A 22682-nucleotide genomic window follows, 5' to 3' on the forward strand; every position below is an offset into this window, starting at 1 on the left:
GCGCCCCGGGCATACCCACCTGTCGTGGGCCGACCAACCCGCGGGTGGGTGGGCCAGTCGCAGGCACATAGCCCTCCCGCCGATTCCTGGGTCCACCCGTCAAACTCGCCCTCCCGCCGATTCCTGGGTCCACCCGTCAAACTCGACCTCCCGCCGATTCCTGGGTCCACCCGTCAAACTCGCCCTCCCGCCGATCCTGGGTCCACCCGTCAAACTCGTGGGTTGGCCAGCCATAGACGTGGCCGACCCACGAACGTGTGGGAGGGCGAGTTGCGTGCGGTGGGTGCACCCGCCGTCTCCTGGGCCCGCCCACCAAACGGGGTGGGCGGGCGGGGAGGGGGTGGGCGGGCGGGGAGGGGGTGGGCGGGCGGGAGGGGGTGGGTCAGCGGGTGGCGAGGAGTTCGGCGATCTGGACGGCGTTGAGGGCGGCGCCCTTGCGGAGGTTGTCGTTGGAGACGAAGAGGACGAGGCCGCGGCCGCCGGGGACGGACTGGTCCTGGCGGATGCGGCCGACGTACGACGGGTCCTGGCCGGCGGCGAGCAGGGGGGTCGGGAGGTCGGCGAGAGCGACGCCGGGGGCGGCGGCGAGCAGCTCGGTGGCCTGCTCCGGGGTGATCGGCTCGGCGAACTCGGCGTGGATGCTCAGCGAGTGGCCGGTGAAGACCGGGACGCGAACGCAGGTGCCGGCCACGGGGAGCTCCGGCAGGTGCAGGATCTTGCGGCTCTCGTTGCGGAGCTTCTGCTCCTCGTCGGTCTCACCGGTGCCGTCGGCAACGATCGAGCCGGCCAGCGGGAGCACGTTGAACGCGATCGGGCCGGCGTACACCTTCGGCTCCGGGAGCACGATGCCCTCGGCGCCGCGGGCCAGCCGGCCGCCGGCCTCGACGAGGGCGCGGGCCTGCTCCTCCAGCTCGCTGACGCCGGCGCCGCCGGAGCCGGAGACGGCCTGGTAGGTGGTCGCGATCAGCCGGGTCAGCGTCGCGGCCGCGTGCAGCGGCTTGAGGACCGGCATCGCGGCCATCGTGGTGCAGTTCGGGTTCGCGACGATGCCCTTGGGCAGGTGGTCGAGGTCTTCGGGGTTGACCTCGGAGACGACCAGCGGGACCTCGGGGTCCATCCGCCAGGCCGACGAGTTGTCGACGACGATCGCGCCGGCCGCGGCCACCTTCGGCGCGAGCTCCTTGGACGCCGTCTTCCCGTTCGAGAACAGCGCGAGGTCGAGCCCGGAGAAGTCCGCCGTGGCGGAATCCTCGACGGTGACCTCGGTGTCGCCGAACGGCAGCTTCGCGCCCGCGGACCGCGCGGAGGCGAAGTACCGAATCTCGTCGACTCCGAACGAGCGCTCGACGAGCAACTCGCGCATCACGCCGCCGACCTGACCTGTGGCTCCGAAAACCCCTACTCGCATGGGCGCAGCCTAACCGCTGGCCACGCCCGTCGAGGTGTGATTTCGAACGGCGGACCGCCGGCGCTACACAAAAGCCCCCGACGGGCCCCGCCGAGCGTGGGCGGCGGCCGTCGAGGGCAATTGTGCAGCGCTGCGGGTTCGGCTAGTTCTCGTCGGAGACCAGGGTGCCGCCGTTGGCGACGTCGGACTTCTCGATCTCGGTGAAGACGATCCGGACGGCCTCGCGCTTGGCGTTCAGGATCTCGATCGCCGCGTCCGTGACCGCGGTGACGAACTCACGACGCTGGTCGAGGGTCCGGCCGGAGAGGAGTTCGACACTGATGTTCGGCATAAGAGATTTCTCCAGAGTTGTGATCAGCCGAGGGCGGCGGCCCGCCGGGCGGCGACCTCCGCGGTCTCGTCGGGGTCGGTGTTGAGCGAGTCGAGCAGGTCGTCGACATCGTCCTTGCGCTCGGGGAACAGCAGCCCGAGGCCGATGTAGATGACCATCGACGTTGCCAGCGGCAACGCCACGACCAGGGTGGTGTCGGTGGATCCGACGCCGTACTTGACGATCGCCCAGGCGATCAGGCCGATCGCCCAGGAGGCGAGTGCGGCCCGCGGCCCGGAGCGCTTGAACCACGGCAGCAGGCCGAGCATCAGCGGGATCGCGATCGGGCCCATCGTCGCGGCCACCAGGTCGACGACGATCTTCAGCACGACGCCCTCGCCGTTGGTCGCGATCGCGATCAGCATGCTGACCGTGACGAACGTGAAGGTGGTGATCCGGGCGAACTTCAGCGACGCCGCGTCGCTCAGCTGCCGAACCTTCTTGACCAGCACCGGCGCCAGGTCGCGGGTGATCACGGAGGAGATCGCGTTCGCGTCGGAGGCGACCATCGCCATCGTGTGCGAGAAGAAGCCGGCCAGCACGAGCCCGATCAGGCCGCTCGGCAGCAGCAGCTGCGAGAGCGCGACGTACGACTGCTCGGCCTTACCCGGCTGCACCAGCAGCGGCGCGGCGCACATCGGGATGAACAGGATCAGCGGCCAGACCAGCCAGAGCGCCGAGGACAGCAGCGCGGACTTCTTCGCCGCGGAACCGGACGGCGCGGCCATGTACCGCTGGGCCAGGTTCCACATGCCGCCGTTGTACTCGAACGTCTTGATGAACAGGAACGCTATGAGGAAGATCGGCGTGTACGGGCCGTTCAGCGCGTCGCCGTGGCCTTCGGGCAGTTTGTCCCACATCGTCCACAGGCCCGAGATCCCACCGAGGTGACCCAGGACGCCGATGAACATCGCGATCCCGGCGCCGGCCTGGATGACGAACTGGCCGAAGTCGGTGAGCACGTCGGCCCACAGACCGCCGAGGGTCGCGTAGAGCATCGTCACGACGCCGGTGAGCAGGATGCCCCAGCGGATCGGGACGCCGGTGAAACCGTTCAGCAGGACGGCGATCGCGACCCACTTGGACGCGATGTCGACCACCTTGAGCGCGGCGCCGGAGTACGCGAGGGCCTGCTGCGTGGGCAGGTTGTAGCGCCGGGCCAGGTACTCCAGCGGTGAGACGACGCCGTGTTTGGCGCGCAGCCGGTTCCAGCGGGCGGCGAACACGAAGGCGCCGATCCCGACGCCGACGCCGATCGACATCGCCCACCAGACGTAGACGGTGATGCCGTAGTTGTAGGCGACGGCGGCGAACGCGACGAACATGACCGCGCTGTAGCCGGACATGTGGTGCGAGATGCCGGACAGCCACCAGGGAATCCGGCCGCCGGTCGTGAAGTAGTCGACGACCGTCTTGATCTTGGTGCGCGACCAGAGTCCGATCACCACCATCAGCACGAAATAGCCGACCAGGACTGACCAGTCCAGTGCGGTCATGGGGATACCTCCCAGGGACAACGGGCGAGTGAGTGGAAGGTTCCATCGAACAGAACCCGGTGTCAAGAGACGGAACCCGGAACAATCTCCACCCCAGTTCCATCGCCGGAAAAGCGGTCCCGAGCGTTTGACAGACGGTTCCGTGGAATAGAACCTTGTTCTGTGACTGCTCACTCGCCGCTCCAGATCCGCCACGCCACCCACCCCGCCCAGGTGCCCGGCTTCGACACCGCCGGGCTGCGCGCGCAGTACCTGGTCGACGACCTGTTCACGCCGGACGCGATCACCGCGGTGCTCACCCACCACGATCGGATCGTGCTGGCCGGCGCCGTCCCGGCGTCCGGGCCGCTGACACTCGGCACCTGGCCCGAGCTGCGCAGCGAGTTCTTCCTCGAACGCCGCGAGGCCGGCATCGTCAACGTCGGCGGACCGGGCACGGTGACCGCGGACGGCACGAAGTACGAGCTCACCACCGGCGCCTGCCTGTACGTCGGCCGCGGCGTCCGCGAGGTCGTCTTCGAAGGCGCCGACTCGGCGTTCTACCTCTTCTCCGCGAACGCGCACACCGAGTTCCCGACCGCGCTGGTCAACCCCGGCGAGGGCAACCGGCTCGAGCTCGGCGATCAGCAGACCGCGAACCGGCGCACGATCGACCAGTACATCCACGCCGGCGGCGTCCAGAGCTGCCAGGTCGTGCTCGGCGTCACCACGCTGCACGCCGGCAGCACCTGGAACACCATGCCCGCGCACACCCACGACCGGCGCACCGAGTGCTACCTGTACTTCGGCCTCCCGGAGACCGAGCGGATCGTGCACCTGCTCGGCGAGCCGGCCGAGACCCGGCACCTGCTGGTGGCCGACCGGCAGGCGATCATCTCGCCGAGCTGGTCGATCCACTCCGGGGTCGGCACGGCGTCGTACAGCTTCGTCTGGGCGATGGCCGGCGAGAACCAGGCGTTCACGGATATGGACGGCGTCGACGTCCGGGACCTGCGGTGACGGCTGAGTTGTTCAGCCTGCGCGGCCGGACGGCGCTCGTCACCGGAGCCCGCCGGGGAATCGGCGCGACCATCGCGGCCGGGTACGCCGCGGCCGGCGCCGAGCTGATCCTGATGGCCCGGGACGCCGCGCTCGAGGACACGCTGGAGGCGATCAAACAGGCCGGGGGCGGCGACGCCACCGTCGTCCTCGCGGATTTCGCCGATCCGGACGCCGTCGAGCAGACGGCGATCGAGCTGGTCCGGGACCGGCAGGTCGACATCCTGGTCAACAACGCGGGCACCATCCGGCGCGCGCCCGCGGCGATCACCAGTACGGCGGACTGGCGGCACGTGATCGACGTCAACCTGAACTCGGCCTGGGCGGTCACCCGCCCGGTCGGCGCGGCGATGGCCGAGCGCGGCGCCGGCAAGATCGTGACGATCGCGTCGTTGCTCAGTTTCCAGGGCGGGATCACGGTTCCGGCCTACACTGCCAGCAAGCACGCGGTCGCAGGGCTGACGCGGGCGCTGGCCAACGAGTGGGGCCCCGCCGGGGTCCAGGTGAACGCGATCGCTCCCGGGTACATCAGTACCGACAACACGACCGAACTGCGAGCCGACCCGGACCGCGAGACCGCGATCCGGAGCCGGATCCCGGCCGGCCGCTGGGGCCGGTCCGACGACCTGGTCGGCGCGGCGGTCTTCCTCGCCTCGGCGGCGTCCGACTACGTCAACGGCCATCTGCTCGCGGTCGACGGTGGCTGGCTGGCCAGATAAGGAGTGGCAGGATGTCCGACATGAGTTCGCCCTCGGCCATCGACAAGACGTTGATGGTGTTGGATGCCGTCCTGGAACACTCGCGGTTCACCGACGTGGTGAACGCGACCGGTCTGGCCAAGTCGACCGTGCACCGGATCATGGCCTCGCTGGTGGAGCACGAGTTCGTCACGCAGTCCGACGACGGCTCGTACCACCCGGGGCCCAAGGCGCTGCGGCTCGCCGGGCACGCCCTGACCAACGTCGACCTGGCCACGGTCGCCCGGCCGGTCCTGGCCGACCTGGTCGCGCAGACCCGCTGCACGGTGCATGTCGGCCTGCTGAACGGAGACGAGGCGATCTACGTCGCCCGTCTCGACGGCCCCAAGCCGTACCGGATGCCGTCCCGGGTCGGTAAGGCCTTCTGGCTGCACTGCACCGGGATCGGCAAGGCCCTGCTCGCCGAGAAGGACGACGACGCCCTCGACGCGCACATCACCCGGACGGGCCTGCCCGCGCGGACGCCGTTGACCCACACGACGGCGGCGTCGCTGAAATCCGACCTCGCCCAGGTCCGCGCCCGCGGCTACGCGCTGGACGACGAGGAGAACGAACCGGGGATCCGGTGTGTGGCGTCCGTCATTCACGACCACACCGGACTGGCCATCGCCGCGGTCAGTATTTCCACGTTGTCCCTGGAACAATCGATCGCCCAGGTGGCCCTGATGGCGCCGGCCGCGATCGAAGCAGCCCGTAAGATCTCGGCCGCACTGGGTTACCGGGAGCCGTAAGGTCTGCTTATAGTTAGGAAACCTTCCTAACCATTAAGCCCGAAGGACCGCCCCATGAAACCAACGCTGCGCTGGCTGCTGGCGGGAGCTCTGATCGTCGGGACCCTGACCCCGACGAGTTCGAGCGTCGCCGCCGCGGCCGCCTCGGCCAGTCCGATTCCCGGCTTCCTGTTACAGAGTTCGGCCCAGGTCTCCGACGACGCCGCGGTCACCAAGCCGGGCTTCCCGACCACCGGCTGGCTGCCGGTGTCGCCGAAGTCCACGGTGTTCGCCGGTCTGCTGGAGAACGACAAGTACCCGGATCCGTTCTTCTCGACGAATATGAAGAACGTCGACAAGGCCCAGTTCAACGTCCCGTGGTGGTATCGGACGGAGCTGCAGCTCGCCGACACCGGCCAGCGCACGTACCTCGACTTCAGCGGCGTGATGTCGCGGGCGGACGTCTGGGTGAACGGCGTCCGCGTCGCCGACAAGAACCAGGTCGTCGGCGCCTACACGCGGCACGACCTGGACATCACAGCGCAGGTGAAGCCGGGGAGCAACTCGATCGCGTTCAAGGTCTACCCGAACGACCCGAACCGCGATCTGACCATGGGCTGGATCGACTGGGCGCAGACCCCGCCGGACAAGAACATGGGCATCGTGCGGGACGTCGTCGTCCGGCGCAGCGGCGCGGTCGCCCTGCGCGGCGCGCACGTGCTGACCAAGCTGACCGTGCCGTCGCTGAACCACGTGGATCTGACGCCGAAGGTCGACGTCCGCAACGACTCGGCCGCCGCGGTGACGACGACGGTGAGCGGCACGGTGGCCGGCGTACCGGTCAGCCAGACGGTGACGCTGGCGGCCAAGGAGAAGAAGACGGTCACGTTCGCGACGATCGGGCTGGACAACCCGAACGTTTGGTGGCCGGCCGGGATGGGCGGCCAGCCGCTCTATTCGATCGACCTGAACGCCTCGGTCGGCGGCGCGGTCTCCGACAGCACGTCGGACAAGTTCGGCGTCCGGGACGTCAAGGCCCCGCTGAACAGCAGCGGCGGGCGGATCTTCTCGATCAACGGCCGCCCGCTGCTGATCAAGGGCGGCGGCTACTCGCCGGACCTGTTCCTGCGCTGGAACGCGACGGCCGCGGCCGACAAGCTGAAGTACGTGAAGGACCTGGGCCTGAACACGGTCCGGCTGGAAGGGCACATCGAGCCGGACGAGTTCTTCGACCTGGCCGATGAGCTCGGCGTCCTGACCATGCCCGGTTGGGAATGCTGTGACAAGTGGGAGGGCCAGGTCAACGGGAAGTTCCCGTGGACGGCCGAGGACTACGAGACCGCCAAGCGCTCGATGACCGGCGAAGCGGAGCGGCTGCGCAACAACCCGAGTGTGTTCACGTTCCTGATCGGCAGCGACTACGCGCCGGACGCCCGGATCGAGAAGGGCTATCTCGACGCGCTGACCGCCGCCGACTGGCCGACTCCCGTCGTCCCGGCCGCGGCCAAGCGGTCCTCGCCGCAGCTCGGCACCTCCGGGATGAAGATGAACGGGCCGTACGACTGGATCCCGCCGAACTACTGGTACGACAAGGCGCACGACGACGCCGGCGGCGCGTGGAACTTCAACTCCGAGACCTCGGCCGGGCCGGACATCCCGACCCTGGACACGCTGAACCGGATGATGACGCCGGCCGAGCTCGAGGTGCTCTGGAAAAACCCGTCGGCCAACCAGTACCACCGGTCCGAGTCGACGACGTTCGGCAACCTGAAGCTGTTCGGCGACGCGCTGGCCGCCCGGTACGGCGCTCCGGTGAATCTGAACGACTATGTGAAGAAGGCCCAGCTGGCGGCGTACGAGAACGTCCGGGCCGAGTTCGAGTCGCACAACCGGAACTTCACCGACAGCACGAACCCCTCCACCGGGCTGATCTACTGGATGCTTAACAGCGGCTGGACGTCGCTGCACTGGCAGCTGTTCGACGCGTACTTCGACCAGAACGGCGCGTACTACGGCGCCAAGAAGGCGAACGAGCCGCTGCACATCCAGTACTCCTACGACAACAAGTCGGTCGTGGTCGTCAATCAGAACCGCGGCACGGCGTCCGGGCTGACGGCGTCGGTGAAGCTGTTCAACGTCGACGGCACGGAGAAGTTCTCCCAGACGGCGTCGGTGTCGGTGCCGGGTGAGGGCGGTAAGGCGACGGCGCTGACGATCCCGTCGGTGAGCGGGTTGTCGACGACGTACCTGGCGAAGCTGGTGCTGATGAACGCAGCCGGGGTCGAGGTGAGCCGGAACGTGTACTGGCTATCCACCAAGGCCGACACGCTCGACTGGAACAACACCACTTGGTACACCACGCCGACCACCAGCTACGGCGACCTGAAGGGGCTGTCGAATCTGGCGCAGGCTCCGGTGTCGGCGTCCGCCACGACTACGGCGTCCGGTGACACCACGACCACTACGGTGACGCTGAAGAACACCTCCACTGCGAAGACACCTGCGTTCTATCTGGACGCTCACGTCGTCGGAACGGCCGGCAAGCCCGTACTGCCGATTCAGTGGAACGACAACGCGGTGTCGCTGTGGCCGGGTGAGTCGACGACGCTGCGCGCGACGTACCGGACCTCTGATTTGAAGGGTGCTACGCCGTCGGTGCGGATCACCGGCTGGAACACGGCCACCCAGACCGTTCCTGGCAACGGCGGGCCGAGTGAACCGGGCCCGGTGGTCTACGAGGCCGAGGACGCCGCCATCACCGCTGGGGTCGTCGAGTCGAACCACACCGGTTTCACCGGGCGCGGCTTCGTCAACTACAACAACGCGGTCGGTAGCGCCGTCGAGTGGACCGTGACGGCAGCCAAGGCCGGCCCGGCCACGGTCGAGCTGCGCTATGCGAACGGTACGACGGCGAACCGGGCGATGAACGTGTCGGTGAACGGCACGGTCGTCTCCCCCGCCCTCGCGTTCGCGGGGACGGGCGCCTGGACGAACTGGCAGACCAAGACGATCACAGTCAACCTGGTTGCCGGTAGCAACAAGATCAAGGCGGTCGCGACGACGGCCAACGGCGGCCCGAACGTGGACAAGGTCACCGTCTCCTGAACCGGCCGGGCTGCCGTTCACCAGGCGGCAGCCCGGTCTACCCCCGGCTCGCGATCCGCTCCGCGACGGCGCGGATCTCGTCCCAGAGCAACACCTCGGAGTCGAGCATCACCCGCATCTTGGCCGGCTCCTGCGCGCCGAAGAAATGGCCGATCGTCACCTCGTGATCCGGCCGGCTGAGGATCTCGATCTCGTCCCCAGCGGCGATCGACCCGGTCCGGAGTACGCGCAGATACGCGCCCGGCCGCCCGGCCTGGTGGAACCTCTTGGCCCAGCGCTGCTCCCCCATCCGCTCCTGGAACGTGATGCACGGGATCCGCGGCGCAGTCACCAACACCTCGACCTCGTCGCCCAGCCGCCACACCTCCCCGAGCAGCGCGCCGGTCACATCCAGCCCCTCGGTGCGCAGATTCTCACCGAACAACCCGCTCGGGATCTCCCGACCGAGCTCACCGGCCCACCAGTCGGCGTCCTCCTCGGCGTACACATACAAAGCCTGATCCGGCCGCCCGTGGTTCTTGGTGTCACAGACCCGATCCCTGGCCAGCCCGCGCTCCCCCACCGGGACGCGCCCCGGCTGCGGCCGCTTGTCGATCGCCGTGAAGCCAGTCTGCTTAGGACCCGGAAGAAGCTCCTCCACCACATTCACCGTCAGCAGCCGCATACGTTCCATGGTCTCCCGGCGGTCAACCCGATTAGTCCTGGATGGCCTTGACGATGGCGATGTTGCGGGTCAGCCAGTCCTGCGGGAGGAGGGCGTCAGCGCTCTCCAGGGTCCAGAGGACGTTGAGCATCTGCCGGAGGACGACCCAGCGCCGGGCGCGCTCCTCGTCGAGGCCGGCGGCGTCGATGGTGGTGAAGAAGCGTTGCTGGACGGCGAAGCGGAGGTCGCCGGTGATCTCGTCCCAGCGGTTCCAGATCAGCGGGGCGACCTCGTAGTGCGGGTCGCCGGAGAGCGGTTTGGGGTCGATGACGAGCCAGGGCTCGCGGGTGCCGGCCAGGACGTTCTCGTAGTGCAGGTCGGTGTGGATGAGGCGGCCGTCGGTGGCCGGGTCGGTGCTGAAGTCCTCGGCGAGGGAGATCGCCTGTTCGACGTACCGGTGCGGGACGGGGGCCGAGGCGGGCAGTTGGCGGAACCGCTCCAGCCAGCGCTTCAGCTCGCCCGACAGCGTCCGGTACTGCGGGCCGGCCTCCACGTGCAGCCGGGCGTACGCCGTACCGACGATTTCGCAGGCCTCGTAGACGTCGACGGTCGTGAGATCGCGCGGCTCCAGCCGCTCCAGCAGCAGGGCGAACCGGCGCGGATCGGCCCGGAGCAGCTGGACGGCGCCGTCGCCCGCCCAGTCCCGCAGGGCGAGATGCTCGGTCTCGGCCTCCCAATGCGGGAACTGGACCTTCAGGACGGCGCGCTGCCCGTCCGCGGTGAGCACCGGGACGACCAGCGCGCACTCGCCGTGCCGGGAGCCGCCGTCGACGCGTAACTTCCACTCTTCGAGCAGCTCGCGGGTCAGCCGCGGCAGCCGATCCAGCCAGCCGGCCCACTCCGGCCCGCGTGCGGCGACTGCCTGCAGACCGGCCGGAATGTCGACGGCCGGCACTACTTCTTGGCCTTCTCCGCGGGCTCGTTGGTCTTGAGGGCGGCGATGAAGGCCTCCTGCGGGACCTCGACCCTGCCCACCATCTTCATCCGCTTCTTGCCCTCTTTCTGCTTCTCGAGCAGCTTCCGCTTCCGGGTGATGTCACCGCCGTAGCACTTGGCGAGGACGTCCTTGCGGATGGCGCGGATCGACTCGCGGGCGATGATCCGGGAGCCGATCGCGGCCTGGATGGGTACCTCGAACTGCTGCCGCGGGATCAGCTCCTTGAGCTTGCCGGCCAGCGCGACGCCGTACGAGTAGGCGTTGTCGCGGTGCACGATCGCGGAGAACGCGTCCACCGTCTCGCCCTGGAGCAGGATGTCGACCTTGACCAGGTTCGCCGCCTGCTCGCCGGTGGGCTCGTAGTCGAGAGAGGCGTAACCCTTGGTCTTCGACTTCAGCTGGTCGAAGAAGTCGAAGACGATCTCGGCCAGCGGCAGCGTGTAGCGCAACTCGACGCGGTCCTCGGAGAGGTAGTCCATCCCGAGCAGGTTGCCGCGTTTGGTCTGGCACAGATCCATGATCGTGCCGATGAAATCCTTCGGGGACAGGATCGTGGCCCGGACGACGGGCTCGTAGATATCGGCGATCTTGCCCTCGGGGAACTCGCTCGGGTTGGTGACGACGTGCTCCTTGCCGTCCTCCATCTCGACCCGGTAGACCACGTTCGGCGCGGTGGAGATCAGGTCGAGGTCGAACTCGCGCTCGAGCCGCTCGCGGACGATCTCCATGTGCAGCAGGCCGAGGAAACCGCAGCGGAAGCCGAAGCCGAGCGCGCCCGAGCTCTCCGGCTCGTACTGCAGGGCGGCGTCGTTCAGCTGGAGCTTGTCGAGCGCGTCGCGCAGCGTCGGGTAGTCGTCGCCGTCGATCGGGAACAGGCCGGAGTACACCATCGGCTGCGGGTGCTTGTAGCCGCCGAGCGCCTCGGTCGCGCCGTTCACGGACGCCGTCACGGTGTCACCGACCCGGGACTGGCGGACGTCCTTCACACCGGTGATCAGGTAGCCGACCTCGCCGACGCTGATGCTGCCGGCCTTGATCGGCTCCGGCGAGATGACCCCGACCTCGAGCATCTCGTGGACGGCGCCGGTCGACATCATCTTGATCTTGTCGCGGTGGTTCAGCTCGCCGTCGACGACCCGGACGTAGGTGACCACGCCGCGGTAGGTGTCGTACACCGAGTCGAAGATCAGGGCCCGCGGCGGCGCGTCCTTGACACCCTTCGGCGGCTCGATCTGGGCGACGATCTCGCTCAGCAGGTCCTCGACGCCGACGCCGGTCTTGGCCGAGACGCGGAGCACCTCGTCCGGCCGGCAGCCGATGATGTGCGCCAGCTCGGCGGCGTACTTGTCCGGCATCGCGCCGGGCAGGTCGATCTTGTTCAGCACCGGGATGATGTGCAGGTCGGCGTTCAGCGCGAGGTAGAGGTTGGCCAGCGTCTGCGCCTCGATGCCCTGCGCGGCGTCGACCAGCAGGACGGCGCCCTCACACGCCTCCAGCGACCGCGACACCTCGTAGGTGAAGTCGACGTGACCGGGGGTGTCGATCATATTCAGGATGTACGTCGTCCCGTCGGGGGCCAGCAGGCCGCCCGGGGTGTCCGGTTGCGGGGTGAACGGCAGCCGGACCGCCTGGGACTTGATCGTGATCCCGCGCTCGCGCTCGATGTCCATCCGGTCGAGGTACTGGGCGCGCATCTGCCGTGGGTCGACCACGCCGGTGATCTGCAGCATCCGGTCGGCCAGCGTCGATTTGCCGTGGTCGATGTGAGCGATGATGCAGAAGTTCCGGATCAGCGACGGGTCAGTCTGACCCGGCTGCGGAACATTCGGGGAGCCAACGGGCACGGAGAGGATCCAGTTCGTCTCGAGGTGATACCTGGTGAACTGGTCAATCATCCCATGCGGGACCAGCGGATTAGAAAAATCCGGGCGGACCGCGCTCCCGGTCTCTACCGTGGTGACGCATGGCACACGCTGCGGGGCTCCGATTGTCCTTCGAAAAAGCGCCCACGGCCGTGCGGGCCTGGGTCGACCGCGCCCTCGGATCCGCCGTCGTCTCCGCGACCACTCAGCGTGGCGGCTTCTCCCCCGGGGCCGCCGCGCGCCTGGTCACGGCGTCCGGGCGGCGTGCCTTCGTCAAGGCCGTCGGCCCGGAGCTGAACCCCAAGACGCCGTCGCTGTTCCGGAACGAGATCACCGCCGTCCAGGCGATCGGACCGCTCGCGGCGGCCCCGCGGCTGCTCGACGTGTACGACGACGGCAGCTGGGTCGCTCTGCTGTTCGAGGACATCTCCGGCCGGCTACCGGCCCATCCGTGGCGCCAGTACGACGCCGACCGCGTTCTGGACGCGCTGGACACGTTGACCGAGGCGCTCGACCCGTCGCCGTGGCCGGATGCGCCGGTGGCCGCCGTCCGGAGCATCGAGTTTCTGAGCCGGTGGGACAACGTGCTGGCGGACGGCCTCGACGTACCGGAGTGGGTTGCCGGGCGAGTCGACGAGCTGGCTGAGCTGTCCAGGGCGGCTGTGGCGGTGATGGCGGCGGGCAAGGCGCTGTCGCACTGGGATCTGCGGGCGGACAACCTGATCCTGACCGAGGACCGGGTCTACTTCATCGACTGGGCGCATCCGGCGCTTGCCCCTCGGTGGACCGACACTGTGATCCTGCAGGCGGATATGCGGGACAGTCCGGTCCGGCTGCCCGCGTTGCCGGACGACCCGGCGATCACTGGGTTCATCGCAGCGGTGGCGGGCGGACAGTGGTGGGGCGCGGCCCAGCCGGCGCCTCCGAACCTGCCGACGATGCGGGGCTGGCAGCGGGAACAGGCGCTCGTCCACCTGGATTTGCTGCGGGAGCGAATCGGGTAGCAGCGTTTCGGTGGGTTGGGCGTCTCTGGGGGTGTGACGAATCAAATGGTGAGCATCAGCGGCCCCCGCCGGGCGCTGGCGCGCGATCAGGCGCAGACCGTGGTGTCGGCGCTCTACGAGCAGCACTGGGCGGGCCTGGTCCGGCTGGCGGTGCTGGTGATGGACGACCGGCAGGCGGCGGAGGACGTCGTACAGGAGGCGTTTGCGAATCTGTACCGGAATTGGCCGCTGCGCGAGTCTGATGCGGCGCTGGGCTACCTGCGGACCGCCGTACTGAACCGCAGCCGCTCGGTGCTTCGGCGGCGCCGGATCGCTCGCCTCTACATCCCGCCGCACGAGGCGCCGAACGCGTCCGCCGAAAGCGACGCCGTCCTCGGGGACGAACGGCTGCAGGTGCAACGGGCGCTACAGGCCCTGCCGACGCGGACCCGCCAGGTGCTGGTCCTCCGCTACTACCTCGATCTCCCGTTCGCCGAGATCGCCCAGCTCCTGGGCATCGGCGAATCCAGCGCCCGCTCGAGCGCCACCCGCGGCCTCGCCACGCTGACCGACCGGCTGAAGGAACTCCGATGAACGACACCGAATCGCGCCTCCGCGACTACCTCGACACCAAGGCGGCGTCCGTCCCGCCCACCGCGCACGGGCCCGGCCTGGACGCCGAGCTGACCCGCCGGCGCGCAGCCTGGCCCGCTGTCCTGGCCGCGGCCGCGGTGGCCGTCGTCCTGGCCCTGACCATCACCTTCATCACCAGCGACCCCGACAAGCCGGCTCCGGCCGCCTCCCCTGCTGCCGACGGGCCACCGCAGGTTCCGTACGTCGTCACCGAGGACACAGACATCCCGAATATGGGGCCGTCCACGCTGTACGACGGCACCCGCACGGTCCGCCTACCGGAGGATGTCCGCGTCACGGGGCCTCGGATGGGGGACGGCTGGCTGGCCTGGACCCGGACGGGCCGCAACTTCCGCGTCGGAATCCTGGGTGCGAGTGGCAAGGTGCGTCAGCTCGGGCCGTCGCGGGCCGATATGCCGGTTGCCTCACCGGACCGGAAGCAGATCGCCATCGCACACCGGCCGAATCGGAACGAGACCGGAGACCGCCTCGTGGTCCTGGACGCCGGCACCGGCGCCGAGGACTTGAACATCGCAATGCCGCGGAAGCTGTCCCTGGTGACGGGCTGGAACCGCGCCGGCATCTGGGTCATGTCTGACATCTCCGGCAAGGTCGAGCTGTTCGTGCTGCGGGCCGGCGAGCAGACGTTCCGGCCGGTAGCGGTGGGCGGGCTCACCGCCTCCTTCGCCACCAGCCCCCAGTCGGACACCGTCGTCTACACCACCAGCTCCGCGGGGAAAAAGTGTCTGCACGCCGCCGAACTGCGGAACGGGAAGCTTGACGTCCTGCGGACGCACTGCGAGCAGGGGGTGGAGCGGGCCGTCTACCCGGTCGGCTCCCGCGACGGACGCACGATGGTGTTCAGCGAGCGCAAACTCGCCATCGACGTCGCCTCCGGGAAAACGACCCAGCTGCGCCTGCCGGAGCCGATCGAGAGCTACCCCACGCCGGTGTTCGAGGACGAGACCAAGCTGCTCGTCGTCACCCAGCAGTGGGACAGCAAGAAGAAGTCGCCACAGCGGCTCTACCGCTGTGATGTGACGACCGGCGACTGCAAGCTGCTGCGCACCGAGAAGGACGACACCCAGATCAAGCTGCTCCAGCCCTGAACAGGCCGAAAGGGCGGCTCCGTCGTGCGGAGCCGCCCTTTCGTTGTGCTGTGGTTCAGCTGTCGACGCGGAGCACGGTGAAGCCCGAGCCGGGCCCGCCGTCGGTGAACTGGAGCTGGCCGAGGTAGCGGCCGCCCGGGTTGAGGCCGGACCAGGTGGCCGTGATGTTCACCTGGGCGGCGGTCTGGACGGACTGGGTGGCCGGCGTGATGGTCAGGTTCGACTCGGCCGTGTTCAGCGCCCAGTGGTTGAGCTTCACCGTCGAGTTGTCAGCACCGGCGAACAGGTCGAGGTAGACGTCGTACGTGCCCGCGGCCGGCGCCTGGAGGTTGGCCTCCTCCTCGGCCGAGCCGCCGCCGCTGTTCGCGAGCAGCGTCGTCGTACCGGCCTTGTAGACGTACACGTCGACATCGGTGCCGGCCGGGTAGTCGGCGTCGAAGGTGGAGAAGCGGGCGTACTTCGTACCGGCCGGGACCGTCACGGTCACCTTCGCGACGTGGTCGTTGACCTGCGGGTTGGCGGTCGGGAACGAGACCGCGCCGGCCTTCTTGATCTGCGTGTCGGCCACGGTCGCCGCGGTCAGACCGACCGCGGTGCTCTGCAGCGAGCCGGTGTAGCCCGCGGTGACCGGCACCGGCACGGAACCGCTCACCCCGGTGCCCTTGACCTGGACGGGCGCCTTCACGGTCAGCGGCTTGACCACCAGCGTGCTGGAGACGGTGTGGAACGCCGACTTCCAGGTCAGCGAGCCGTAGGAGTACTGCTCCAGCGGCGCGCCGTTGTGCTCGAAGGTGACCTTGAACGTCGCCGTCTTACCGGGCAGCGTGACCAGGAGCTTCGGCGAGACGGTGACCTTGAAACCGGTCAGGCCCTCGACCTTCGGGAAGTAGACCTCGGGCAGCTTGCCGACGTTCTTCACCGTCCGGGTGACGGTCTGCTTACCGGCCAGGTCGCCGATCGCGATGGTCGGGTAGTTCAGGTCGCTCGGGTCGATCTTGCCGCCCGCGCAGAGCTCGTGCGTGCCGGCCACCTCACCCGATCCGCAGACGAACTTCGCCCAGTCGGTGTAGCCCGAGTCGTAGACCAGGCCCGGGTCCATCGCCTTCTTCGGCTGCACCTGGCCCGCGCCGTACCCGAACGGGGTGGCCGGGGTGCCGCTGTCGTTCTGGATCGGCTTGCCCGCGGTGTCCTTCGTGGTCGCCGTGGTGGCCAGGGCGGACTTGATCGCCATCGGCGACCAGGTCGGGTTCTTGCTCTTCAGGACGGCCGCCATCCCGGCGACGTGCGGCGTCGACATCGACGTACCGCTCATGAACGCGTACTCGCCGCCGGCCGCGCTGAACGCGGTGGTCGCGGCCAGGACGTTGGTGCCGGGCGCCATGAAGTCGGGCTTCAGCAGGTCGCCGTTACCGGCCGGGGACGGGCCCCGGCTGGAGGAGGAGGCGACCTTCGGAGCCGTGACGCGAACCGCCGTACCGGCGCTGATCTCGGCGGTCGCGCCGGCGCCGGCGGCGTACGCCTTCACCGCCGGGGCGGCTTTGTCGTCCAGGTGGACCGACGGGACCGTGTGCAGATCGGAGTCGAGCGTGCCGGGGGTGATGTTGACCAGGATCATGCCGACGCCGCCGACGGCCTTGACCTGGGCGCTCTTGTCGACACGGGCGTTGCCGCCGCGGTCGCAGACGACGATCTTGCCGGCCACCTTGGCCGGGTCGAGCGTGCCGGCCTGGCAGAGCACCAGGTTCGTCGGGTTCGCGCCCGGGAGCCCGGCGTCCTTCGCCAGGACGACCGGGGCCTTCGGGACACCCGAGCCGATACCGGCGCCGGTGAACTTCTGGCCGTCGCCGAGGGTGACGGTGGTCTGGATGTCGCGGTCATGGGTGCCGTTGGCAACGGTCGTCACCCACGGGTAGGTCTTGCCGACCGTCGCGGCGCCCGGGCCGGTGTTGCCGGCGCTGACGGCGACGAAGACGCCCGCCTTCGCGGCGCGCAGGAAGGCCAGGCCGGTCGCGTTCACGTACGTCGAGCCGGAGCCGGAGATCGAGTAGTTGATCACGTCGACGCCATCGGCGACGGCGGCGTCGATCGCGGCCACGATGTCGGCGTCCGTACCGCTGCCGCCGCCGGCCTGGTCGACCGTCCACAGCACCTTGTAGATCGCCAGCCGGGCGTGCGGCGCCATGCCGGAGCCCTTGCCGTAGTCGCGGCCCATGACCTTCATGTCGACGCCGTAGTTACCGGCGGCGGTGCTGGCGGTGTGCGTGCCGTGGCCGCCGTAGTCGCGCGGGGACTTGAACTCCTCGGGGATCGGGCGGGTGCCGATGCCCTTGTCGAAGTAGCGGGCGCCGATGACCTTGTTGTTACAGGTCACCGCCGGGGCCTCTTCACCGGCCTGGCAGACGCCCTTCCACTTCTTCGCGATCAGCGCGTCGGACTTCTTGGTGGTCTTGATCGGCGCGAAACTCGGCCGCTCCGGCACGAAACCGGTGTCCAGGACGCCGACGATCACGCCGTCCCCGGACTTGTCGATACCACCGGCCTGCTGCCAGGCGCCGCCCTTGCCGGACATGCCCAGGTAGCGCGGGGTGTCGACGGTGTCCTGATGCTGCAGCTCACTCGGCTCGACGCTCTTCACGCCGGACTGCTTGGCCAGCTTCACGGCCTCGTCGTGCGACATCTGGGCGGAGAAACCGGCGTACGTGTAGCTGTAGTCGTACAGCTTCTTGGCCTGCGGGACCTTCTGCAGGACCTCGGCGCGCTCGCGGGCCAGGTGGTTGACGTAGCCGACGACCTGGTTGGCGCCCTTCTCCAGCTTGTTGCCGGCGGCGACGCGGGTCGCGGGCAGACCGGCGATGTCGCCGTCGTACTCCGCGACGGGAGCGTCGTCCAGCTGGACGACGTACGAGCCGGTGACGGACTCCTTGACCTGCGGATCCGCCGGCGGCGGCGTGTCGGCGGCCGCGGCCTGAACCAGCGGCAGCCCGGCCAGCGACGCGACGAGCGCGGTGGCCAGAACGATCGGGGTACGGCGGGGCACGAAGATCCTCCAGGACGGTGGGGAGCCAGGGCTCGCGACTGACCCGGCGCCGGTGGTGATCAGCGTCACGGGGCCCTGAGTATGCCGGGCGACCTTCACAGGTGTCACGCTCGGCACACTCGTGTCATCCCACAGCAAGGGAAAACCCGATGCCCGATGTGACGGAGACCATCACCGTGGCCGCCTCCCCCGAGGCCCTCTACGCCCTGGTCAGCGACCTGCCCCGGATGGGCGAATGGTCCCCCGAGTGCACCGGCGTGACCTGGTCCGCCCGCACCCCCGGCCCCGCCGTCGGCGCCCGCTTCACCGGCCGCAACCGCGCCGGCGCCGCCCGCTGGCTGACCCAAGGCCGCGTCCTGGAAGCCACCCCCGCCCGCACCTTCACCTTCGCCATCCACTTCGGCCCGATCCCCATCGCCCTCTGGTCCTACACCTTCACCCCGCTGGACGCCGGCGTCCTCGTCACCGAGTCCTGGACCGACCGCCGTCCCGCTCCCCTCCGCCTGGCCATGAATGCCGCCTTCGGCGACCGCGCCGACCTCAACCGCCGCGGCATGCGCACCACCCTCGAACGCCTCCGATCCACCGCCGAGTCGGCCCACGCCCCGTCCTGAGCCGCCGAGGCTGGTTTGGAGCTGGGGGCGGCTTGTTGGTAATCTGTTCCTTCGCGTGCCTACGGGTGGCGTTCAGCCCTGCGCGCGACAATTTTCCTGTAATGACCGCACACACTCGATCGAGGCTCTGCTCCGTGGCGAACATCAAGTCCCAGATCAAGCGCAACCGCCAGAACGAGGCTGCGCGACTTCGCAACAAGTCGGTGAAGTCGACCCTCAAGACGGCTGTTCGCCGCTTCCACGAGGCCGTCGACGCCGGCGAGGCCGAGAAGGCCGCCGACTCCGCGCGCAAGGCCGGCCGGCTGCTCGACAAGGCCGCCAGCAAGGGCGTCATCCACGCCAACCAGGCTGCCAACCGCAAGTCGGCCATCTTCAAGAAGGCCGCCTCGCTCTGAGGCACCCCCAACGATCGGCCAGTCCCCAGGACCGGCCGATCGTTTTCGTATGCCCACCCCTCACCGGCGTACGCGCATTTCCCCCCGCTGACCGCGCAGGCGTCTTCCTCGGCGTCGCCTGAAGCTTTCTTCCTCGGTGTCGCCTGGAGGAGTGCTTACCGGCGGCCGTGGGAGCGGCTGACGGTGATGACCATGCGTTCGAGGGCGTAGCCGGCGTCGCCGGAGGCGCCTTTGACGTCGGCGTCCGCTTGGGCGACGGCTTTGATCGCGGTCGCGAGACCGCCCGGAGTCCAGCCGCGCACCTGCTGGCGAAGCTGCTTCAGCTTCCACGGGGGTACGCCGACCTCCCGCGCGAGATCCGCCTCGCGCATCCCGCTCGGCGCGCTCGCGAACTTCGCCAGCCCGCGCAACCCACCGGCCATCGCGCTCGTCACCAGCACCGGCGCGACCCCGCAGTCCAGCGCCCAGCGCAACTGCTCCAGCGCAGGCTCAGTCCGCCCAGCCATCGCCGCGTCAGCGACCGCGAAACTCGTCACCTCCGCACGACCGCCGAAGTACTGCCCGATGAGCTCGGCCGTCACCGCCTGACCGCCCGAATCCGACACGAGCTGCGAACACGCCCCCGCCAGCGCCCGCAGGTCATGGCCGACCGCATCCACCAGCGCGGACGCCGCCCCCTCGTCGATACTCCCGCCGAGCAGCCGCACCTCCCCCGCCACGAACTGCGGCAGTTCCCACGCCTTCGGCGCCGTCGCCACCACCTCGGTGACCGACGCCTTCCGCAGCTTGTCGAGGACGCCCTTCCCCTTCTGCCCACCCGAGTGCACGAGCACCGCCAGTACGTCGGACGCCGCGGCGCCGGCGTACTCGATCAGATGCGGCGCCATCTCGGCCGGCAGATTCTCCAGCATCCGCAACACGAGCACCCGCTCGCTCGCGAACAACGACGGCCCGGTCAGCTCCGCGAACACGCCGACATCCAGCGTCGACGCATCCAGCTCGGTCACCTCGACGTCCGCATGCTCCTTCGACACCGCCGCGATCGCCGACCGCACCGCCCGGTCGGCCAGAAACCCTTCGGCCCCGGTCACCAGCAGTACATCGCCGAGCTTCGGCGCAGAACCTCTACGAGCAGCCACGGCGCCAGCATCCCACGTCCACCCGACAAAACCCGATCGAGCCCCGGCACCCACATCAGCCAAGATGGTCCGCATGGCCGACCACCCTCCCCTCGACCCCGTGGACGCGCTGATCGTCGTCGACGTCCAGACCGCATTCGTCTCCGGACCGGACGCCGTCCCCGGCGCCGCGGTCCTGCTGGACCGCATCACCGAGCTCCTCGCCAAAGCCCGATCGGCCGGCGCCGTCGTTGTCCACCTACAGAACGACGGCCCACCCGGCGCGGACGACGAACCCGGCACCCCCGGCTGGAAGCTCTACCTCCCGACCAAACCCGGCCCCCGCGAACACATCCTCCGCAAACCCCACGACGACGGCTTCGACAGCACCGACCTCGGCCCGATCCTCGTAGCCGCCGCCGTCCGCTCAGTCGCCATCTGCGGCCTCATGTCCGAAATGTGCGTCCAAGCCACCGCCCGAACCGCCCTGGACCGCGGCTACCACGTAGTCCTCCCCTACGACGCCCACGCCACCTACAACATCCCCGCCATCCCCAACGCCACCCCCGCCATCCCAGCCCACCTAGTCTCCCGAGTAGCCGCCTACTCCCTAGGCGACACCCCCAACACCACCACCCCCACCACCTCAATCACCTTCACCGGCTCATGACGAACGACGTCGTCCCCTGGCGCGGCCAAGCACTCGACGAGCCGTTCACCGGTGACCTGCTGGATCTGGTCGAGCAGATCGCCGGGATCAACGCGCAGGTCGCCCGCGCGATCCCGGTCGCGATCTGGACCCGCTGCGGTGAGCGAAGCGACCTCCGCGAGCTGACCGACCGGCTGCAGTCCTACGAACTCGTGAAGTCGAACGTCATGCGCGGCACCGTCCATCTCCTCACGCTCCGCCAGTTCTGGCTCTGGCGAACCGCCCTCACTCCGACCCTCCGCCGCCTGGTGGCCGGTTTCTGCCGCGGCATCTGGAACACCGTCGACCCCGACGCCCTCCACGACTTCGGCCTCGACCTGATGTCCGACGGCCGCCCGCGAACTCGCGCCGACCTCGGCGCCGAAGCCGCCACCCACTTCCCGAACGCCGAACCTCGTCACCTCGGCTTCGCCCTCCGCATGCTCCTCCCAGTCGTCGAACTCGCCCCCGACAATGCCTGGCGCCCACCCCGAACCACCTATTGCCTGGCCCCCACGCACCCTTTCAATCCGGCCGACGCCCTCCCCGACCTGGCCCGCTCCTTCACCCAGGCCTTCGGCCCAGCCACCCTCGACGACTTCATCTACTGGTCGGGCCTCAACAAGTCCGAGACCAAGGCAATAGCCGACCTGCTGTCGCCATCCCCCGAGACGCCCACCGGCTCCTCCACGCCTCGCTCGTTCGTCCTCCCCGAGTTCGACAATCTCTTCTACTGCAGGCGCTCCCCCACCACGGATCCCTACCAGGCCAAACGCGATCCCCGCCTCAACCCCCAACGCATGCCCGGCACCCTCCTCGAATCCGGCCGCGTGACAGCCCACTGGACCTACACCAAATCCACCCCGCCAACCCTCACCCCCTGGCACCCCCTCACTCCCGATTCCGAAGCCACCTGGGCCAGATTCCACACCTGGTGGACCACCTGCGAAACAGCCAACACCTGACAGGAGTCAACGTATGGATGAGGTCGAGCGGTACACCGGGCGAGCTGCTGGGGCAGTTGTTTACGCGACTCGCTATGCGGAGGCTGACGAGCGGGGCGCGGCAACTGTTGGCGATCTTCTGACCGGGCTGCTGATTGCTGGGCCTGGCGTAGCGGTTCAGGTCCTCGCGGGGCTGCGGGTTGAGCTGCCGGCGCCGAGCCGGGTGGTGCTCGGCTATCGCAAGAACGAGCGCTGGGCGCCTGCGGATGAGCTGGCGGAGTTGGAGAGGCGGCAGCTGTCGGACGAGGTGTTGGAGGTTCTCCGGGTGGCGGCGGAGGAGGCTGGGGGTGGGCATCTGGGGACTGAGCACCTGCTGCTCGGGTTGGTTCGGCAGGGGGCGGTGCCGGGGGTTGCGTTGGACGACGTTCGGGGTGAAGTGGGTCGGCAGTTGGCGGCGTTTCATCGGGGGCGTCCGGAGGTGCTGGCGCCGGAGGTCGCGGATGAATTGATCGGAGTCGCACGGCTCTCGTTGCCCGGAGCGGTCGCTGAGCTGGACGTGCGGATCGCGGAAGCCCAGCGTCAGAAGGAGGCTGCGGTCGATGTCGAGGATTTCGAGGCAGCTGCTTCGCGCCGGTAGGACGAGCAGGCGTTGCGAGCTGAACGGGCGGAGCTGGTTCGGGAATGGGCCTTGTCGGTCGATCTGCCGGCGGTCGTCGAAGAGCTTGAGGCACTACGCGACGCGGTAGATCGGCTACGAGCACAGAACTAGCCCCG

Annotated in this window: 20 protein-coding genes; 12 read left to right on the forward strand and 8 right to left on the reverse strand. The window is 69.0% G+C overall.

All coding sequences use genetic code 11. The features are described 5' to 3' along the window. Window positions 1–382 precede the first annotated feature (382 nt). The 3 genes from HPO96_RS03755 to HPO96_RS03765 all read right to left on the reverse strand — a co-directional run bounded on the left by HPO96_RS03755 (window position 383) and on the right by HPO96_RS03765 (window position 3274). Window positions 383–1408, reverse strand: coding sequence for an aspartate-semialdehyde dehydrogenase (locus HPO96_RS03755; RefSeq protein WP_171671003.1), 1026 nt, complete (start codon window positions 1406–1408; stop codon window positions 383–385). A 142-nt stretch (window positions 1409–1550) separates the two neighbouring features. Continuing rightward, window positions 1551–1739, reverse strand: coding sequence for a tautomerase family protein (locus tag HPO96_RS03760; RefSeq protein WP_171671005.1), 189 nt, complete (start codon window positions 1737–1739; stop codon window positions 1551–1553). 23 nt (window positions 1740–1762) lie between these two features. Next, entirely contained in the window at window positions 1763–3274 is a 1512-nt protein-coding gene (locus tag HPO96_RS03765; protein WP_171671006.1) for a sodium:solute symporter family protein, read from the reverse strand. Between the two features lie 162 nt (window positions 3275–3436). On the opposite strand from HPO96_RS03765, the gene kduI reads away from it, so the two are divergent. From kduI to HPO96_RS03785, 4 genes are read left to right on the forward strand one after another with little or no spacing between them, the layout of a single operon-like run. Then, window positions 3437–4273, forward strand: a complete 837-nt coding sequence (kduI, locus tag HPO96_RS03770; RefSeq protein ID WP_171671008.1) for a 5-dehydro-4-deoxy-D-glucuronate isomerase — start codon at window positions 3437–3439, stop codon at window positions 4271–4273. Further along, entirely contained in the window at window positions 4270–5031 is a 762-nt protein-coding gene (locus HPO96_RS03775; RefSeq protein WP_171671009.1) for an SDR family oxidoreductase, read from the forward strand. The genes kduI and HPO96_RS03775 overlap by 4 nt, the downstream gene beginning before the upstream one ends. Before the next feature lie 20 nt (window positions 5032–5051). Next, complete coding sequence (locus HPO96_RS03780; RefSeq protein WP_171671011.1) at window positions 5052–5801, forward strand: IclR family transcriptional regulator; 750 nt, start codon at window positions 5052–5054, stop codon at window positions 5799–5801. A 54-nt stretch (window positions 5802–5855) separates the two neighbouring features. Further along, window positions 5856–8885, forward strand: coding sequence for a glycosyl hydrolase 2 galactose-binding domain-containing protein (locus HPO96_RS03785; protein WP_171671013.1), 3030 nt, complete (start codon window positions 5856–5858; stop codon window positions 8883–8885). Window positions 8886–8922: 37 nt separating this feature from the next. Here the strand turns inward: HPO96_RS03785 and HPO96_RS03790 are convergent, their stop codons facing one another. From HPO96_RS03790 to lepA, 3 genes are read right to left on the reverse strand one after another with little or no spacing between them, the layout of a single operon-like run. Next, on the reverse strand, window positions 8923–9549 hold the full coding sequence (locus HPO96_RS03790; protein ID WP_171671014.1) for an MOSC domain-containing protein: 627 nt from the start codon (window positions 9547–9549) through the stop codon (window positions 8923–8925). A 31-nt stretch (window positions 9550–9580) separates the two neighbouring features. Beyond that, window positions 9581–10483 (reverse strand): aminoglycoside phosphotransferase family protein, encoded by a 903-nt coding sequence (locus HPO96_RS03795; RefSeq protein WP_171671016.1) that lies wholly within the window; start codon window positions 10481–10483, stop codon window positions 9581–9583. Then, on the reverse strand, window positions 10483–12420 hold the full coding sequence (gene lepA / locus HPO96_RS03800; protein ID WP_238358331.1) for a translation elongation factor 4: 1938 nt from the start codon (window positions 12418–12420) through the stop codon (window positions 10483–10485). Before lepA ends, HPO96_RS03795 begins: the two co-directional genes overlap by 1 nt. Window positions 12421–12488: 68 nt before the next feature. Between lepA and HPO96_RS03805 the strand changes: the two genes are divergently transcribed. From HPO96_RS03805 to HPO96_RS03815, 3 genes are read left to right on the forward strand one after another with little or no spacing between them, the layout of a single operon-like run. Beyond that, window positions 12489–13391, forward strand: coding sequence for a phosphotransferase family protein (locus HPO96_RS03805; RefSeq protein ID WP_171671019.1), 903 nt, complete (start codon window positions 12489–12491; stop codon window positions 13389–13391). A gap of 45 nt (window positions 13392–13436) precedes the next feature. Then, window positions 13437–13964: an RNA polymerase sigma factor gene (locus HPO96_RS03810; RefSeq protein ID WP_171671021.1), complete on the forward strand. Its 528-nt coding sequence runs from the start codon at window positions 13437–13439 to the stop codon at window positions 13962–13964. Further along, window positions 13961–15112: a TolB family protein gene (locus HPO96_RS03815; protein ID WP_171671023.1), complete on the forward strand. Its 1152-nt coding sequence runs from the start codon at window positions 13961–13963 to the stop codon at window positions 15110–15112. The genes HPO96_RS03810 and HPO96_RS03815 overlap by 4 nt, the downstream gene beginning before the upstream one ends. Window positions 15113–15167: 55 nt before the next feature. Here the strand turns inward: HPO96_RS03815 and HPO96_RS03820 are convergent, their stop codons facing one another. Beyond that, window positions 15168–18149 (reverse strand): S8 family serine peptidase, encoded by a 2982-nt coding sequence (locus HPO96_RS03820; RefSeq protein ID WP_337796501.1) that lies wholly within the window; start codon window positions 18147–18149, stop codon window positions 15168–15170. Window positions 18150–18298: 149 nt separating this feature from the next. Here HPO96_RS03820 and HPO96_RS03825 point away from each other — a divergent pair, with 149 nt between their 5' ends. Together HPO96_RS03825 and rpsT are read left to right on the forward strand one after the other, a co-directional pair. After that, complete coding sequence (locus HPO96_RS03825) at window positions 18299–18763, forward strand: SRPBCC family protein (RefSeq protein ID WP_171671024.1); 465 nt, start codon at window positions 18299–18301, stop codon at window positions 18761–18763. Between the two features lie 134 nt (window positions 18764–18897). Then, complete coding sequence (gene rpsT / locus HPO96_RS03830) at window positions 18898–19158, forward strand: 30S ribosomal protein S20 (protein WP_171671026.1); 261 nt, start codon at window positions 18898–18900, stop codon at window positions 19156–19158. Window positions 19159–19313: 155 nt separating this feature from the next. Here rpsT and holA read toward each other — a convergent pair whose 3' ends face one another. Beyond that, window positions 19314–20297 (reverse strand): DNA polymerase III subunit delta, encoded by a 984-nt coding sequence (gene holA / locus HPO96_RS03835; RefSeq protein WP_171671028.1) that lies wholly within the window; start codon window positions 20295–20297, stop codon window positions 19314–19316. Between the two features lie 73 nt (window positions 20298–20370). Between holA and HPO96_RS03840 the strand changes: the two genes are divergently transcribed. From HPO96_RS03840 to HPO96_RS03850, 3 genes are read left to right on the forward strand one after another with little or no spacing between them, the layout of a single operon-like run. Continuing rightward, entirely contained in the window at window positions 20371–20946 is a 576-nt protein-coding gene (locus tag HPO96_RS03840) for an isochorismatase family protein (protein ID WP_171671030.1), read from the forward strand. After that, window positions 20943–21929, forward strand: a complete 987-nt coding sequence (locus HPO96_RS03845) for a DNA glycosylase AlkZ-like family protein (RefSeq protein ID WP_171671031.1) — start codon at window positions 20943–20945, stop codon at window positions 21927–21929. The genes HPO96_RS03840 and HPO96_RS03845 overlap by 4 nt, the downstream gene beginning before the upstream one ends. Before the next feature lie 13 nt (window positions 21930–21942). Further along, window positions 21943–22545, forward strand: coding sequence for a Clp protease N-terminal domain-containing protein (locus HPO96_RS03850; protein WP_171671033.1), 603 nt, complete (start codon window positions 21943–21945; stop codon window positions 22543–22545). The last annotated feature ends 137 nt before the right edge of the window (window positions 22546–22682 follow it).

Source organism: Kribbella sandramycini (assembly GCF_013131805.1).
GTDB classification, from domain to species: Bacteria; Actinomycetota; Actinomycetes; order Propionibacteriales; family Kribbellaceae; genus Kribbella; species Kribbella sandramycini.

Bases quoted from the DNA above. Each gene is read 5' to 3' on its own strand.
- HPO96_RS03755 (WP_171671003.1), bottom strand. From the start codon at position 1,408: ATGCGAGTAGGGGTTTTCGGAGCCACAGGTCAGGTCGGCGGCGTGATG.
- HPO96_RS03760 (WP_171671005.1), bottom strand. From the start codon at position 1,739: ATGCCGAACATCAGTGTCGAACTCCTCTCCGGCCGGACCCTCGACCAG.
- HPO96_RS03765 (WP_171671006.1), bottom strand. From the start codon at position 3,274: ATGACCGCACTGGACTGGTCAGTCCTGGTCGGCTATTTCGTGCTGATG.
- HPO96_RS03780 (WP_171671011.1), top strand. From the start codon at position 5,052: ATGAGTTCGCCCTCGGCCATCGACAAGACGTTGATGGTGTTGGATGCC.
- HPO96_RS03785 (WP_171671013.1), top strand. From the start codon at position 5,856: ATGAAACCAACGCTGCGCTGGCTGCTGGCGGGAGCTCTGATCGTCGGG.
- HPO96_RS03790 (WP_171671014.1), bottom strand. From the start codon at position 9,549: ATGCGGCTGCTGACGGTGAATGTGGTGGAGGAGCTTCTTCCGGGTCCT.
- lepA (WP_238358331.1), bottom strand. From the start codon at position 12,420: ATGATTGACCAGTTCACCAGGTATCACCTCGAGACGAACTGGATCCTC.
- HPO96_RS03805 (WP_171671019.1), top strand. From the start codon at position 12,489: ATGGCACACGCTGCGGGGCTCCGATTGTCCTTCGAAAAAGCGCCCACG.
- HPO96_RS03810 (WP_171671021.1), top strand. From the start codon at position 13,437: ATGGTGAGCATCAGCGGCCCCCGCCGGGCGCTGGCGCGCGATCAGGCG.
- HPO96_RS03815 (WP_171671023.1), top strand. From the start codon at position 13,961: ATGAACGACACCGAATCGCGCCTCCGCGACTACCTCGACACCAAGGCG.
- HPO96_RS03825 (WP_171671024.1), top strand. From the start codon at position 18,299: ATGCCCGATGTGACGGAGACCATCACCGTGGCCGCCTCCCCCGAGGCC.
- HPO96_RS03840 (WP_171671030.1), top strand. From the start codon at position 20,371: ATGGCCGACCACCCTCCCCTCGACCCCGTGGACGCGCTGATCGTCGTC.
- HPO96_RS03845 (WP_171671031.1), top strand. From the start codon at position 20,943: ATGACGAACGACGTCGTCCCCTGGCGCGGCCAAGCACTCGACGAGCCG.
- HPO96_RS03850 (WP_171671033.1), top strand. From the start codon at position 21,943: ATGGATGAGGTCGAGCGGTACACCGGGCGAGCTGCTGGGGCAGTTGTT.